This window comes from Glutamicibacter sp. 363 (assembly GCF_052379505.1).
Classification (GTDB): domain Bacteria; phylum Actinomycetota; class Actinomycetes; order Actinomycetales; family Micrococcaceae; genus Glutamicibacter.
This window is the reverse complement of record NZ_JBQSYR010000009.1, coordinates 96,813-111,970: the sequence shown is the minus strand read 5'-3', so window position 1 is coordinate 111,970 and position 15,158 is coordinate 96,813. Positions and strand designations below refer to the sequence as shown.

The window sequence follows — 15,158 nt, the reverse complement described above, 5'->3', positions numbered from 1 at the left end:
TTTTAATGCTCCGCGCCGTTAGCCGCGCAGGCCCTGCGGGTCGGGTTCGCCTTTGTAGTACTCGCCCAGGACCTTTTCCTTCAGCGCAAAGAAGCTGCCATCCTCGATGGCTTCACGGACCGAGTCCACCAGAGATACGGTGAAGTGCTCGTTGTGGATCGAAATGAGCGTGTGGCTGAGCAGCTCCTTCGACTTGTGCAGGTGGTGGATGTAGGCACGGGTGAAGTTCTGGCAGGTATAGCACGAGCAGCCATCGACCAGCGGGGTGAAATCGCGCTTGTAGCGGGCCCCCGAGAGGTTGAAGCGTCCGTGCGGGGTGTAGAACGCGGAATTGCGGGCCACCCGGGTGGGGGAGACGCAGTCGAAGGTATCGGCGCCGTTCTCGATGGCGGTGAAGATATCGTCCGGCTCGGAAATCCCCAGCAGGTGCCGTGGCTTGTTTTCGGGCAGTTCCTCGGAGCACCAGCCGACGATGGTGCCAAGGTTCTCTTTTTCCAAGGCGCCGCCGATGCCGAAACCGTCGAAGGCCATCGCGCCAAGGTCCTGGCAGGCCTTGCGCCGAAGGTCTTCATACTGGGCGCCCTGAATGACGCCGAACAAGGCCTGGTAATCCTTGCCCGCACGTGAATCGGTCAGTGCGAAGTGCTCGGCGATGCAGCGCTGGGCCCACAAGCGGGTGCGTTCCAAGGACTCAACCTGGTAGCCGCGCGAGTTCTGCAAGGTGGTCAGCTCGTCGAAGGCGAACATGATGTCTGCACCGATCTGGTGCTGCACATTCATCGAAATTTCCGGCGAGAAGCGGTGCTTGCTGCCGTCGAGATGGGATTTGAACCAGACGCCGTCGTCGTCGACATTTGCCAGGCGTTCCTTGCCTGGGGCTACCGCGTCGTCCGGACCGGACTGATCCACCGACTTCATGTCGATGACCTTCTTGAAGCCCGAGCCGAGGCTCATGACCTGGAAGCCACCGGAGTCGGTGAAGGTCGGGCCTTGCCAGCTCATGAACTTGCCGAGGCCGCCAGCCTCATCGAGGATGTCGGCACCTGGCTGCAGGTAGAGGTGGTAGGCGTTGGCTAGTACCGCTTGGGCGCCAAGCTCCGCTACCTGAACCGGGGTGAGTGCCTTGACGGTGGCTTTGGTGCCCACCGCGATAAAAGCAGGAGTTTTGATTTGCCCGTGCGGGGTGTTGATGACGCCGGTGCGGCCCAACATCTCCGAGCCTTCGGGGGAAGTGAGGCGCGTGCCTACCTCGAAACCGAATTCGGCTTGGCGGGAATGCGGGGTGCTGGGGTTAAAGTTCTTCTCGGACACGTACCAAGTGTGCCGTATGTGTAGCCGGGTGAGGAAAACGACAACCCGAAAGTGAGCCAAAACCTAGCGGTCGACTTGGTTAAAGGCGAATAATGCAAGTAACTGCACTGTGGCGAATGCGACGAAAGGATCCAGTGAATCTCCAGAATCTCAAGGAATCCGCGCGATCGTTGATAACCCTCGGACCTGCTCGGAAAGACCACTGGATCGGACTACGTACTGCCGTTGGGGTCTTCGCGCCGCTGATCTTCTTGCTCCTGATCGACCGGTTGGACCTGATGGTGTTCGTGGTCTTCGGCGCCTTTACCGGCGTCTACGGGCGCGTGGATGGCTACTGGAACCGCTTGCGCATGCAGACCCGCTCCGGGCTGTTGTTCTTCGTGGTGATCGGGTTGGCGCTGCTGGCTTCGACCTTCTGGATCGACCATGACAATCCGGAACTCAAGGCTTGGCAGGTGGTGGGGGCGACAACCCTTGTCGCCGGCGTCTGCTCGGTAGTCACCGGGTATCTGCGGTTGCGTCCGGGCGGTTCGCTGTTCCACATCTTCGCCTTCGCGGCGATTGCCTCGATCGCCAAGCCCGCACCCTTTGGCGAAGCGATGTTCGCCGCCGCGGCGACGATCCTGCTGGCGCTGTTCATCGGGGCCAGCGGCGCCCTCGGCCAGTGGTCAAGCCTGTGGAAACGCACCCCGGTGCCGCCGTTGTCCGATAACGTGCGCAAGGCTATCTGGTGGGAAGGCCTGTTCTATGTGCTGACCGCCGGTGTGGCCGGTGCCCTGGCGAATATCGTTGGCAGCCAGGTCGAAGCGGGGCACAACTATTGGGCCATGGTGGCGGCCGTGGTTCCGCTCGCCGGGCACACCACCGCGTTGCGCGTGCGCCGTGGCGTGCACCGTGTACTTGGCACCTTGGCCGGCATGCTGCTCATCGCGGTGCTGATTCTGATCAACCCGGCCATGTGGATACTAGTTGCCTTCATCGGGCTGTTCCAGTTCTTGGCCGAGATGCTGGTGATGCGCAATTATTTCCTCGCGCAGGTTTTCATCACTCCGTTGGCCCTGGTGGGTACCACCCTGATCACCGGGCTGTCCACCGCGGTGATGTACGACCGTGTGGTCGAAACGATCATTGGTTCCGCGGTGGGCATCCTGGGCGTCTTGCTCGGCAGCTGGTTTGGAAACCAAATGCGGCGGCGACTTGGAATCACCGAGGCAAACGGATAGCAACCTGGCTAAATGTTTATTCCGACATGCGCTAATGCCTGACGGAGAATATTTCCGCGGCCCCCGGCAAACGCGCCCTGAATGTCTTCGCTCAGCGCTTCCGCCGGCGAAAGCCAGGTCAGTTCGAGCGCGTCTTGACGCGGGGTGGATTCACCACGCACCGGAACGATATAGCACATCGCCACGGCATGCTGGCGATCGTCGGTCAGCCCGGTCTCGCTGGGAGATGGGAAGTATTCGGCGACGGTGAAGGGGACCGGAGACGCCGGGAGCTGGGGGAGGACCATGGTGCCCAGATCCTTCTCAATGTGGCGGATCAGGGCGGCACGGATGGTCTCGCGGTACATGACTCTGCCCGAGACAAAGGTGCGCAGCATATGCCCCGTCTCGTCGCCGGTGAGCAGCAAACCCACCTCATTGACGTAGCCGAGCGGATCGAGGCGCACCGGAATGGCCTCGACGTAGAGCATGGGGAGGCGTTGGCGGGCTTCGTAGAGGTCCTCCTCGTTGAGCCAGCCTGGATAAGGGTCGGGCGTACGCACGTTCATAGAACCATCTTCATACATATTTGCTCGACCGTGGTGAACTTCCCGCTGTGTTGCGTAATTCACTGTCGATCAGAACTATTCACTCTGGTGCATTAAAAGGCCGAACTGTAGGATTAGTTGCACCGTTTCACCTTATTTTGGCGGTATTTTTCTCCTCGAACTTCTCTCGGAAGCAGTGTCCAGCCTTGACGAACGCCCCAGAGCGCTTGAGCAAAAAGAACTTCACCACGATTGCGGTGCTGATCGTATCCAGCTTCGTGGTAATCCTCAACGAGACCATCATGAACGTGGCGTTGCCCGTACTCATGATCGAATTCAATGTCACCGCCGACGCTATTCAATGGCTGGCTACGATCTTTATGCTCACCATGGCCGTCGTCATTCCAATGACCGGCTTCCTCTTGCAGAAGATGAGCACCCGCAAGGTCTTTTTGCTGGCCATGGGCATGTTTGCCCTGGGCACCACGCTGGCGGCCGTGGCCCCCGGCTTCGGAGTGCTGCTAGTAGCCCGCGTCATTCAGGCCTGCGGCACCGCGGTGATGATGCCATTGCTGATGACCACGATTCTCGATCTGGTCCCACCATCGCGTCGCGGCGTGCTTATGGGGAACGTATCGATCGTGATCTCGGTGGCTCCTGCCATCGGCCCGACACTCTCGGGATTGATTCTGCAGTACCTCTCGTGGCGCTTCATGTTCATCGTGATCATTCCGATTGCGATCCTTGCCTTGGTCATCGGCACTCCACGTCTGGGCAACGAACCGGGGCAGGCGAAGGCCCCGCTGTCCTTCGCTTCGATCCTGCTGGCAGTGCCCGGTTTCGGTGGTCTGGTCTACGGCCTCAGCCGCCTCTCGGCAGCCGGTGCGTCGCCGCTTAACCTTGGGATTCTCTTCGTCGCATTGCTCTGCTTGGTGGCGTTCGCCGTCTTGCAAAGCCGGCTGCAACGTGAAGATAAGGCACTGCTGGACCTGCGACCGCTGACCTATCGCGATTTCAGCCTTTCACTGGTACTGATGATGTTCGCGATGGTGGCGCTCTTCGGTGTGATCATCTTGCTGCCGATGTTCTTCACCAATGTGCTCGGCATGGAGACGCTGACTACGGGTCTGATTATGCTGCCCGGCGGCCTGCTAATGGGAATCCTGGCCCCATTCGTCGGTCGGCTGTATGACAAGGTCGGACCTCGACCATTGGTTGTTCCCGGTGCCTTGGTGCTCACCGCGGTGATGCTTGCCTATGCAATGATTCTGGATTCAACGACCCCGATCTGGCTTTTGGTCCTGTTGCATCTGGCGATGAGCCTGGGCCTGGCGCTGATCTTCACCCCTGCGTTCACCACCGCGCTGAACCCCTTGCCGCATCATTTGCACTCGCACGGTTCCGCCCTGCTCTCCACCTTGCAGCAGCTCGGCGGCGCCCTGGGCACCGCATTGGTGGTTGGCGTCGTTGCCGCTACCACCGCTTCGAAGCTTGCCGAGGGAACCGACGAATTAGTCGCAGCCGTCGAGGGCTTCGCCCCGGGCTTCCTCGTGGGAGCCGCCTGCTCCGTCGGCATCCTCATCATCGGTTTCCTGATGGGTGGCAAAAAACAGCTCGTGACGGAAGAGGCCGAGAGCACTTCTGCCGTGCACTAATTCGACACCGGACAAAACCCCCGCAGGTGAAAATCTGTGGGGGTTTTGCCGTTCCCAAATGCGAACTCTTCTCAAATCTTCTCGTGGCCGTTAGGCTAAATCCCAAGTCAACAACGCCAAAAAAGGGGATTCGATGGAACTGCAGGATACTGTCGCGCTAGTCACCGGAGGGCTATCCGGTCTGGGTCGAGCTACGGCACAAAGACTCGCCCAGAGCGCCACCCACGTGGTGGTGCTTGATCTTCCCCGTGAAGACGGAGACGAAATTGCGGGCCAGATTTCTGCAAACGTCCGTTACGTCCCCGCGGATGTCACCCGGGCCGAAGACGTGGCCATTGCGGTGCAACGCGCTTCCGAGTTGGGGCATCTGCGCGTCGTGGTGAACTGTGCCGGCGTGGCGACTCCGGGCAAGGTGCTCGGCCGCGAGGGAGTGCTCCCGCTGGAGAAGTTCGCCAAGGTCCTCGAAATCAATGTCACCGGCACCTTCAACGTGGTGCGTCTCGCCGCCGAAGCGATGGCGCACAGCGAGGCCGTGCTCGATGCGAAGGGCACCAGCGAGCGGGGAGTGATCATCAATACCGCATCGGTGGCAGCCTTTGACGGTCAGATCGGCCAGCCCGCCTACGCGGCATCCAAAGGCGCCGTGGCCGCCATGACCTTGCCGTTGGCCCGCGAGCTGGCGGCGCACCAGATTCGAGTGATGACCATCGCTCCGGGAATTTTCCACACCCCCATGATGGACTCGCTGCCGCAAGCGGCCCAGGATTCTTTGGGTACGCAGGTGCCGCACCCTTCACGGCTGGGACGTCCGGAAGAATATGCTGATCTTGTGGCGCACATTGTTTCCAACCCAATGCTCAACGGAGAAACCATCCGACTGGACGGTGCCATCCGCATGGCACCGCGTTAATCCTCGGCGCGCAACCCCCGCTGGTTGCGATGCTCGGCGTGGCTGATCTGGAACCGCCGGCTTTCGGCGCAGATGAACACGATTATTGCCATGAAAACCAGCAATGCTGCGAACCACAGCGGTGCGCTCTCCTGCCGCCAGGCCTGAAAGGCGGCGGCGAACATGCCAAAGCCATAACCGGTTGCCAGGGCGTGGCGGCCGCGTTCGGTCTGTGCAAATCCGGCGGCCAGGAGAGTTGTTAAAACGGTGGCGATGCTGATCGCCAGCAGGTGCTCCGGACGGTTCCAGCCGGCCGCGGCAATCCACAGCTGCAGGGTGAAGACCAGCGAAAAGCCGGTGAAAAAACTGACCGGCAAATCGGTTGCGATACGTTCGAGGTGATTGCGGGCGGTGTTCCGGTTCATTTGGAGCATGCCGTACATCCCGAAACCGGTCGCCAGTGTGGCCAGCAGGGCTCCTGGCCAGTGGAGGAACCCGGCGGTGAAGGTCAGCGCGCAGGCCATGAGCGCCACGGCGGATAGCACATAGACGGTGATGGCCCGCTGCCTGCGTGAAGATAGCTGGTGCGGCAGTACCGAGTATCCTGCACTGGCGATCATGATGATCGCGATGGCCGGCCACACAAAGGCAAGCACCGGTGAGGTATCGAGCAAGCCGCCCTGGGTGCTGGAACTGGTCCCCAAGGCGGAGTTCAGCGAAGTGACCAGCAGCAGGGCCGCGGCCAGGGCAAAGAGCGCTGCACGGACCTTGTCGAAGGTCTCCACCACAGGGTTGGGACGGCGATCCGGGGCTGCGTAGGGCAATTGCAGGCTCTGCTTCTGCGATGCCGCGGCGATCGCCTCTTGGGCCGAGTCCACTAGCGAACGTAAATTCTCGGTGGGCTGCGGCTCTGCCATCGGGGTACCGTCCTTGGGTAGGCACTTCTTCTTCTGCGGTATGAGTAACCGCCAGGTGTGTGCAACAGCCTAGGATAATCCAACGGATTTTAGAAGAGCCGCAGGCTAAGGCGCCTCGATTAAGCGTTGCCGCGAGCTGAAACTGCGCGGCTGCCCGGTTAGCGGGTCGATGAATGAAATCGTGTGCGCCAGCAGCTGCAGGGGGCGCGAATAATCATCCGGTGCCAGATCCCACAAGCGCGGGTAGAAGGCGTCGTTGATGATGCCCAACCCCAACGAGGCAAGGTGAACCCGAAGCTGGTGGGTTTTACCCGACAACGGATCCAGCTCCATCAGCGCGACCTGCAGGCCGGCATGATGCCCCTTGCTGATGCCGAGGGCACCGAGCGAGATCCGCGTTTGCGCATTGGGAATCCCGTCTTCGACGGTGGAACGCAACTGGCCTTTGACCTTGGCCATCCGGTTTTCGAAGACCAACGGCATGCTCTGCAGCAAACCATGAAGTTCTTCGGTGGTCCGTACGTTGGGGTGTTCCCCATTGGCTTCGAGCACGCGCCCGGTTTCCAATCCGTCACCCGGTTGCAGGGCCACGACCGCCTGGTATTTCTTGGAGATCTTTCGATTCTCGAAAAGCATCTGATAGGCGCCACGGGTCTGCGGGTTCGCCGCGAAGAGGATGACACCTGCGGTGGCGCGGTCCAAGCGGTGCATGGGAACCAGCTCGGGGTTGCCGGTCTGGTTGCGAAGTCGCACCAGCGCGGATTCTTGAATGAAACGGCCGCCCGGGGTGGAAGGCAAGAAATGCGGTTTGTCCACGGCGATCAGGTGCTCATCCTGATGCAGTATTTTTGCTTCGAAGGGGATGGGTGTCTCAACGGGCAAGGAGCGGTAGTACCAAATGAATTCATGCTCGCCCAGGGTGGTGCTGGCGCTGAGCGGCACCCCGCCCAGGCCCACGATTTCCTGCTCTTCGAAGCGGCGCATGAGCCCTTGCGGATCCACGTGCCCGAAGCGTTCGAGCAGGTACTCGGCCACGGTTTCCCACGGTCCGTTTTTCGGCACACGCAAGCGTGTTGCGTTGACGCCATTGCGAACCGGGAGTGGGGAGAGCATTGCCATGGGACCTATTCTTTCATTGCCTGGCAATTCGGGCAGTAATAGCAGTCTCGTTCCATCCCGGTTTTCTGCCCGGCAAGCTTGAATACCGCCACGCTCCTCCCGCAGCGCAGGCAAGGCTTCGCGGCGCGGCCGTAGACCCATAACGGTTCTCTGGTGCGTGGATCCCCGGTGGTGACACGGCGGCCGCGGTTCTTATTTAGCTGCAGGAGACGGTGGGACATCGAGATGACCGCGGACAGGTTCTCGACCTCGCCCACGGGGGCCAGCGGATGAACCCTGGTGAGGAACAGCACCTCGCAGCGGTAGATGTTCCCGATTCCGGCCAACAGGCGCTGGTCCAGCAGTGCCTCTCCGATGACCCGCTCGGGATCGGCGAGCAGGTTCCGGGCGGCAAGCTCGGGATCCCAGTTGTCCCCAAGCAGGTCCGGTCCGAGGTGGCCGACCAGCCCCTGCTCCTCGGCGGTGGGCACCAGCTGGAGCTGGGCGATATCAAACCCGACGGCCGTCCAGGGAACGGTATGCAGGGCTACACGGGCGGTATACGCGGGACGCTTCCAGCGTTCCGCCGGCGCGTAGAGATCCCACCGGCCATCCATCAGCAAATGGGAATGCAAGGTCAACGGTGCCTGGCCGCTGCCTTCGGGTGGGCTCAAGCGCATCAGCAGGTGCTTGCCGCGCGGCCGAACCTCGTGAACGGTGTAACCCGCCAGGTCGGTGGTGGCCAGCTGAGGCACCCGGAAGTCGCTGCGGATCAGCCGCTGGCCGGCCAACGCCTGGTGCAGCCGTGCGGTGGCACGGTATACCGAATCGCCTTCGGGCATGGGGCTCCTTCGTTTTATGGTCTACCGGCGGAACCGGATGCCCTGCGGAGTTGAATAGAATCCCGCCGCGAGCAGCGGTGCCGCCAACGGGTGGGATCCGACGGCCTGGCCATTGACCGTTGCGATGGCGATCTTGTCGATCTTCGCGGCCCGCAAGACCGCCACCAATTCGGTGGCGAGGAGCTGCCAGGCCGCTTCTTCGTGCTCCCCGAAGGTCAGGACCGTGCGGCCACCGCGTTCAAGGTAGAGGCTCAGCGATCCGTCGAGCAGGCCGACCACGGCTCCTGCCTTGCGCCCCGGGCGGTGCCCGGTGTCGCCGACCGGCCAGGGCAGTGCCGCGCCGTAGGGATTGGCTGGATCGGTCGAGGCCAGCACGGTTGCGGCTGGTTTGCGGCGTGGGTCCTCGGGCAAGGAGAAGCCGCGCAACCGGTCGATGGTGTTGGAGGTGGAGAATTGGGCGGCGCCGAGCTTTTCAACAAAGTAGCCGCGGCGGGCGTGGCCGGCTTCCTCCAACTTGGTCAGGACCCGGTAGAGCTGGCCGAAACCTCCGGGGACGGATTCGGCGGCGACCGAGCCACGGGTGAGCACCCCGTAGCGTTCGAGCAATACCTCGGCGGTGGCATGCGCGGTGATAGTCGGGTCGCTGACCGGGGCAGGGAGCAGGGACCATCTGGCCCCGCCGCGAATGGAGCGGGCAGACTGCCCTGCTTGCTCGCGGGCCAAGCGGTTCAGGCCCGAAAGTCTGTTCAGCCGGGCGGCGCGGGCTCGCGGAGCCGGTTTGGCGATCTTGTGCGCGGTGCTGCCGCCGGCAAGGTAGCCGCGCACCGGGGCGAGGGTGTCAGGCGAAATAAGCCCCGCCCAGAACAGGTTCCAGCAGGAGTCGGTGACTTCCTGGGGCGTCGGCGGAGTCTCGTCCTCCGACTCGATGCGCGCGGCGAGCTCCTCGGTGAAGTAGGCGCCGGTGCTTTGGAAAGAATCGAGTACCTTCAGATCCAGTGCGGTCAGGTCGCTGGGGTCCCCGCCGGAGAGGGTCAGTCCGGCATGTTCGGTGGTGTGCAAGGAGAGCCAACCATCCTTGCCGCCGGCGGCACCGGCACCGCAGATCAGCACGTCGCCGGAACTGGTCAGTTCGTCGAGCCAGGCGCTCTGGTAATCGCGCAGCCGGGCCGGGAGGATGAAGGATTCGAGGGCGGAGGCGGGCAGCTCGGAACCGGCCAGCTGGCCGATCACCTCGTAGAGCCCGTCGCTGCCCAACAGCTGGGAACCGACCTGTTGCCAGGCCGGCAGGAACCGCGCGTAGGTGGCTTGGTCGACGGGTTCCACCTCGGCGCGCAAGGCCGCCAGGGACCGGGTGCGGATGGTGTGCAGGACCGACACGTCGCTGAACTCGTCTCCGGAAATGCCTTCCGGGACCAGTTCCAGCGGTCGGAAGGCGCCGAGCGACAACCGTCCGGCGGCAACCAGCCTGTCCAGCACCGGACGCAGCAGGGCAGCTCCCAGGCCCAGCGTGGCTGCCAGCTCGGTGGCGGTGAATGGCGTGTGCGTGCGTGCGTAGCGCGAGACGAGGTCTTCGACCGGTTGCGCTGCGGGTTCCAGAAACACTGCCGGGATCCCGGTGGGCAAGGGCGTGCCCAAGGCGTCGCGAAGCTTTGCGGCGTCTTCGATGGCCGCATAGCTCAGCTCGCCACCCAAGCGCAGCGTGAAGGCGCGGCGGGTCGCGACCAGCGCTTCGGCGTGCGCTCGGGCGGCCGGCTCATCGAGCTGTTCAGCTTGGTTCTCCGGGTGGCGCAGGCGCCGGGCAAGTTCCGGTGCGGTGAGCGGGCCGAGCAAACGCAGCAGATCCGCGGCGCCCTCCAAGCCGGCGAACCGGCGGTTCTCCGCCAGATGCTGCAGTTGCTCACCGAGCTGCGCGATCACTTGGGCGTCGAGGACCTCGCGCACATCGTTGCGGCCAAGCAATTCGCCCAGCAGCACCGGGTCCAGGCTCAGCGCCGCGGCCCGGCGCTCGGCCAACGGAGCATCCGACTCGTAGAGGAATTGGGCCACATAGCCAAAGAGCAAGGATTGCGCGAACGGGGAAGGAAGCTCTGTCTGCACTTCAACCAGGCGGATGGCCCGCGAGGAGACCTGGGAGAGGATTTCGCTCAGCGCCGGCAGGTCATAAACATCATTCAGGCACTCGCGCACGGTCTCCAAGATAATCGGGAAGTCCGGGTAGCTGCGTGCCACATCCAGCAGCTGGCTCGCCCGCTGGCGCTGCTGCCACAGCGGGGTACGCTTGGTCGGGTTGATCCGCGGCAGCAGCAGCGCACGGGCGGCGCACTCGCGGAAGCGGGCGGCGAACAGCGCCGAGTTGGCTACCTGCGAGGTGACCACGTCGAGGATTTCATCCGCTTCGAAGGCAAAGAGCTCGGCTCCGGGAGGTTCGTCGTCCATCGCGGGGATGCGCAGCACGATCCCGTCGTCCGCGGCCATCGCGGAGGCATCCAACCCCCAGCGTTCACGCACCCGGGCCCCGATGGCCAAGGCCCACGGGGCATGGACCGAAAGCCCGAAGGGAGAATGCAGGATCACCCGCCAGTCGCCGAGCTCGTCGTGGAATCTTTCGATCACGAAGTTCTGGTGGTTGGGCACCTGGCCGGTGGCGCGGCGCTGCTCGCCCAGATAGTTCAGCAGGTTCTGCGCAGCGTAGGGATCCAGGCCTCCGGACTCTAGCCTTGCCGCGGCGCTGCCGCGTTCCTCGGCGAGCAGACCGGTAGTGAATTTTCCTAATTCGGCGCCGAGCTCAACGGGGCGTCCCAGCCCGTCTCCGTGCCAGAAAGGCAATTTGCCCGGCTGCCCGAAGGCGGGGGTGACCAGCACCCGGTCGTGGGTGATGTTCTCGATGCGCCAGCTGGTGGCACCGAGCGCAAAGACATCCCCGACGCGGGACTCGTAGACCATTTCCTCGTCGAGCTCACCCACGCGCTTGGGCGCCTTGTCATCCTCGGACCCTGCCAGAAATACCCCGAAGAGGCCCCGGTCCGGGATGGTTCCGCCCGAAATTACCGCAAGGCGTTGCGCACCGGGGCGGGCGGTGAGGGTACCGGCGTCGCGGTCCCAGATGAGCCTGGGTTTGAGCGTGGCGAACTCATCGGAGGGGTACTTGCCCGAGAGCATATCCAAGGTGGCCAGGTATACGCTGCGCGGAAGCTTCTGGTAGGGAGCCGCCCGGCGGACGGTATCGAACCAGGCCTCAACGCTCAGCTCCTCCATCGCCACCGCTGCCAGGGTTTGCTGGGCGAGCACATCCAGCGGGTTGGCGGGGATGGACATCTTCTCGATGGCGCCCGCGCGCATCCGCGTGACCACCAAGGCGGTGGAGAGCAGGTCCGCGCGGTGCTTCGGGAAGAAAATGCCTTTGGACACCGAACCGACCTGGTGCCCCGCGCGGCCTACCCGCTGCAGCCCGGAAGACACCGAATTGGGGGACTCCACCTGGATGACCAGGTCAACGAGTCCCATATCGATACCGAGTTCCAAGGAGCTGGTGGCGACGACCGCGCGCAGGCGGCCGAGCTTCAAATCCTCTTCGATTTGGGCGCGGGAATCCTTGGAGACCGAACCGTGGTGCGCCCGGGCCAAAAGCGGCGCCTGCGGGTCGCTGGGCGCGCTGGATCCGGCTTGGGCCATCATCGCCGCCGGGCTGGAGCTTGCGGTATTCTCGGCGGCGAAGCCTTCGCGTTCGGCGTAGATTTCGTTCAGCCGCCCGGTGAGCCTTTCGGCCAGCCGACGCGAGTTGGCGAAGATGATCGTCGAGTGGTTCGCCAAGACCAGATCCACCAGCTGGTTTTCCACATGCGGCCAGATGCTTGCGCCGGCCGTTGGCGAAGATCCGGGGCCCAAATCGTGGGCGCCCGCCGCCGAGGGCAGATCGGTCATATCCTCTACCGGGACTCGCACCGCCAGTTCCCATTTCTTGGTGGAAATGGGACGCACAATATTTGCCGGGGCCGAACCGGCCAGGAAGCGGGCTACCTCTTCGGCAGGTTCCACGGTGGCCGACAGCCCAATGCGTTGGGCCGGGGCGGGCAGCAGTGCATCGAGGCGTTCAAGGGACAACGCCAGATGGGTGCCGCGTTTGGAACTGGCGATGGCGTGGACCTCATCGATGATGATGGTGTGCACCGTGGCCAGGGTTTGCCTCGCCTGGCTGGTCAACATGAGGTACAGGGATTCGGGCGTGGTGATCAGGATATCCGGCGGGTTCTTCAGTAGCTGACGGCGCACATTGGGGGCAGTGTCTCCCGAGCGCACGCCCACCGAAACCGAGGGCTGGGAGATGCCCAGTTGATGGGCGGTGGCGCGGATTCCGGCTAGTGGGGAGCGCAGGTTGCGTTCGACGTCCACGCCCAGCGCCTTCAACGGGGATATGTAGAGCACCTTGGTGCCGCTGCCCGAGCCTTGGGTCTTCTCCGGCTCGAGACCCGGAAGGGCCGGTTTGGGGATTTCGGCCTGATGGAGCCGGTCCAGCGCCCAGAGGAAGGCTGCGAGGGTCTTGCCCGAACCGGTGGGGGCGATCACCAGCGTATGGTGCCCGCTGGAGATCGAATCCCAGGCGCCTTGCTGGGCCGCGGTTGGTTCGGTGAACACGTCAGTGAACCACTGGCGGGTCGCGGCACCGAACCGGGAAAGAATCTCACTCATATCTTCGATCTTAGGGGTGCGAACCGACTAAGCGAGGCCTTCTGGTATCCGAATTGAACTGAATCGGGCTGCTGCCAGGGGCGCTATTCACTCTGTCTGCCCCATAGCGTGACGCACATGCTCAGCTTCGACATATTAGGTTGCGTTTCTTCGCTGTTGGGAGAAGTAATAAAGCAGGACCGAAGAAACTTCGGTTCCACTTTAGGCGTGGCGCCACGTCCTGAATCAGTAGGGCAGGCATTTAGCTCTCGTTTACCGATGATGCTAAGCAACTCAGCACCGTCTCTAGGCTCAACTTATCTCTGTGGTGTCCGGTTCGTTCTGAAAATTTCGACACCCCGTACTTAAGTATGATTTACAAGTATTTCGGCATTGACTATGCTCAATATAGCAAATCGTCAGGAGTAAGCAGGTCTTCTGTTCGGTGAGCTTTCCCTTAGAGGGCACGGTACCCCTCGGTTTAGGCTACAGGCAACGCAGGAGAAAAATGCTGAAATTTTTTGGACTAACCAAGGATGACGCAGATGATGGAACATTGCCCATCTGGCAGGGTGCAAACAAGAAAAAACGGGTAATCTACTTTTCAGTTTCCCTAGTTCTGGCGATAGCTGTCTTTTTTGTAACGTCATGGTTGCTCGCAGAAGTGCAACCAAAAGACTTCACCAAATATATCCCCGGCATGTTTGCAACGGGACTGCTCTTGTTTTCTACCGTGGTATCTGAACGCTCACTGCTGCGTGCTAAAGAAGGGCCCGCGCGAAACGAAGACGAGCAGTAAATAGATAAGGCAACGTCCTTTTGTTTATATTTTGGAGAATGTGTGTCGATGTTTAAAAAGCGCGTTGTGATGCTTTGCTCGGGGGTTCTCGTAGGAACTCTTCTAGTAGCAGCACCAAGCAGTGCTCTTGCGGCTGAAAGCCCTAACGTACCTTCAGTCGCTGTCGGGCAGCCCAAGTCGGTGGCGCTCGATCTGACTTCAAACCGGTTCGAAGATTGCCCTACGACAAATATTGAGGCCCCGAAAGCTAGCAAGCTCGGCGATAATCTAGGTCCCGGAATCACGGAAGAATTTGATACGGCAACACTCGTGGTTATCAACAAGTCGCGGATCGCCGCGGGCGAACCGGCTTTCGGAGTAAATGTCAAAGCTATGCGTTATTTCGATTCTGGACGGATCGTAACCCTGAGCGCTAAAGGCACGATCATTGAGGAAGTCGCTCCTGCCTATTCCAATACTCAAAACCTTGTTTCTTCCACAATTGCCCAACCAGCCGGTTGGCTTCATCCTGAAGTCAAGCGAATAATCACCGCTTGTCTGGGTGTTGGCTCGCATGGTGCTGCAACTTTTGAGCTGTTCCTTCAAGAACTAGCTACTCCTAAAAACGCTGCAAAGTTCGTCATTCGTCGCCTTGGTGTGTTGGGAGCGATCAGCTGTGCCGGCGGCATTATTTGGGAATACCTATAAACCACTTAGGGTAAAAATTTCTTCCCTACCACTGAACAAAAGCCTGGAACACCTATGCTCATGGTGCTCCAGGCTTTTGCCTTGACTGCCTTAAGTGCAGCGTTAGTCCTCAGGCCAACCGCCCTGGACAGCTCGCGAAAAGAGCTGTCGTGCCGCTGGAGCCGCTCCAGCGCCCAGAGGAAGGCTGCGAGGGTCTCGCCCGAACCGGGAAAGAATCTCACTCAGATCTTCGATCTTAGGGGTGCGAACCGACTAAGCGAGGCCTTGCGGCCTCCAAAGCCGAACTGAATTGCGCTGCTGCCAGGGGCGCTATTCGCTCTGCCATCCTCTGCTGCCCGGCCGGCGGTTGACCTGACACCCAGTCGCAAACGCGGCTTGCTGCGCCAACTCGTTTGGCCCTAGCCATCGAATTTGAGGCTCACGTCGAGCCGCTTCGAGCGGTCGAATCCAATCGAATATTTGAACGTTAAAGAATGCGGTCGGCTGAGCTTTTGTCGGGTTTCCGTGTTGCGGGCCGCCGATTCCGGCCAAAAATCGGTGATTCT

11 protein-coding genes are annotated in these 15,158 nt (G+C 61.7%); 5 read left to right on the top strand and 6 right to left on the bottom strand.

All coding sequences use genetic code 11. From position 1 onward, the window contains the following. Positions 1-18 precede the first annotated feature (18 nt). Positions 19-1,311 carry a tRNA guanosine(34) transglycosylase Tgt gene (gene tgt, locus ACT3UA_RS07345; protein WP_444615781.1) on the bottom strand — a complete coding sequence of 431 codons (1,293 nt, stop codon included), beginning with the start codon at positions 1,309-1,311 and terminating at the stop codon, positions 19-21. Between the two features lie 134 nt (positions 1,312-1,445). On the opposite strand from tgt, the gene ACT3UA_RS07340 reads away from it, so the two are divergent. After that, positions 1,446-2,534 (top strand): FUSC family protein, encoded by a 1,089-nt coding sequence (locus ACT3UA_RS07340; RefSeq protein WP_444615779.1) that lies wholly within the window; start codon positions 1,446-1,448, stop codon positions 2,532-2,534. An 8-nt stretch (positions 2,535-2,542) separates the two neighbouring features. Here ACT3UA_RS07340 and ACT3UA_RS07335 read toward each other — a convergent pair whose 3' ends face one another. After that, positions 2,543-3,082 carry an NUDIX hydrolase family protein gene (locus tag ACT3UA_RS07335; RefSeq protein ID WP_096285505.1) on the bottom strand — a complete coding sequence of 180 codons (540 nt, stop codon included), beginning with the start codon at positions 3,080-3,082 and terminating at the stop codon, positions 2,543-2,545. A gap of 185 nt (positions 3,083-3,267) precedes the next feature. Between ACT3UA_RS07335 and ACT3UA_RS07330 the strand changes: the two genes are divergently transcribed. Both ACT3UA_RS07330 and ACT3UA_RS07325 read left to right on the top strand, forming a co-directional pair. Next, complete coding sequence (locus ACT3UA_RS07330) at positions 3,268-4,716, top strand: MDR family MFS transporter (protein WP_096285503.1); 1,449 nt, start codon at positions 3,268-3,270, stop codon at positions 4,714-4,716. Positions 4,717-4,849: 133 nt separating this feature from the next. Beyond that, positions 4,850-5,626: an SDR family NAD(P)-dependent oxidoreductase gene (locus ACT3UA_RS07325; RefSeq protein ID WP_444615776.1), complete on the top strand. Its 777-nt coding sequence runs from the start codon at positions 4,850-4,852 to the stop codon at positions 5,624-5,626. On the opposite strand, the gene ACT3UA_RS07320 is transcribed toward ACT3UA_RS07325, so the two are convergent. From ACT3UA_RS07320 to ACT3UA_RS07305, 4 genes are all read right to left on the bottom strand, one after another. Continuing rightward, positions 5,623-6,522: a hypothetical protein gene (locus tag ACT3UA_RS07320; RefSeq protein ID WP_444615774.1), complete on the bottom strand. Its 900-nt coding sequence runs from the start codon at positions 6,520-6,522 to the stop codon at positions 5,623-5,625. The genes ACT3UA_RS07325 and ACT3UA_RS07320 overlap by 4 nt on opposite strands. 105 nt (positions 6,523-6,627) lie before the next feature. Continuing rightward, on the bottom strand, positions 6,628-7,635 hold the full coding sequence (locus ACT3UA_RS07315; RefSeq protein WP_096286003.1) for a pseudouridine synthase: 1,008 nt from the start codon (positions 7,633-7,635) through the stop codon (positions 6,628-6,630). Between the two features lie 11 nt (positions 7,636-7,646). Continuing rightward, the gene (locus tag ACT3UA_RS07310) at positions 7,647-8,462 is read right to left on the bottom strand and encodes a DNA-formamidopyrimidine glycosylase family protein (RefSeq protein ID WP_444615772.1); all 816 of its coding nucleotides are present in this window, start codon (positions 8,460-8,462) and stop codon (positions 7,647-7,649) included. A gap of 21 nt (positions 8,463-8,483) precedes the next feature. Continuing rightward, positions 8,484-13,148: an ATP-dependent helicase gene (locus tag ACT3UA_RS07305; RefSeq protein ID WP_444615770.1), complete on the bottom strand. Its 4,665-nt coding sequence runs from the start codon at positions 13,146-13,148 to the stop codon at positions 8,484-8,486. Positions 13,149-13,635: 487 nt separating this feature from the next. Here ACT3UA_RS07305 and ACT3UA_RS07300 point away from each other — a divergent pair, with 487 nt between their 5' ends. Then, positions 13,636-13,926, top strand: coding sequence for a hypothetical protein (locus ACT3UA_RS07300; protein ID WP_096285492.1), 291 nt, complete (start codon positions 13,636-13,638; stop codon positions 13,924-13,926). 48 nt (positions 13,927-13,974) lie between these two features. Next, the gene (locus tag ACT3UA_RS07295) at positions 13,975-14,613 is read left to right on the top strand and encodes a hypothetical protein (protein WP_096285490.1); all 639 of its coding nucleotides are present in this window, start codon (positions 13,975-13,977) and stop codon (positions 14,611-14,613) included. Positions 14,614-15,158 lie beyond the last annotated feature (545 nt).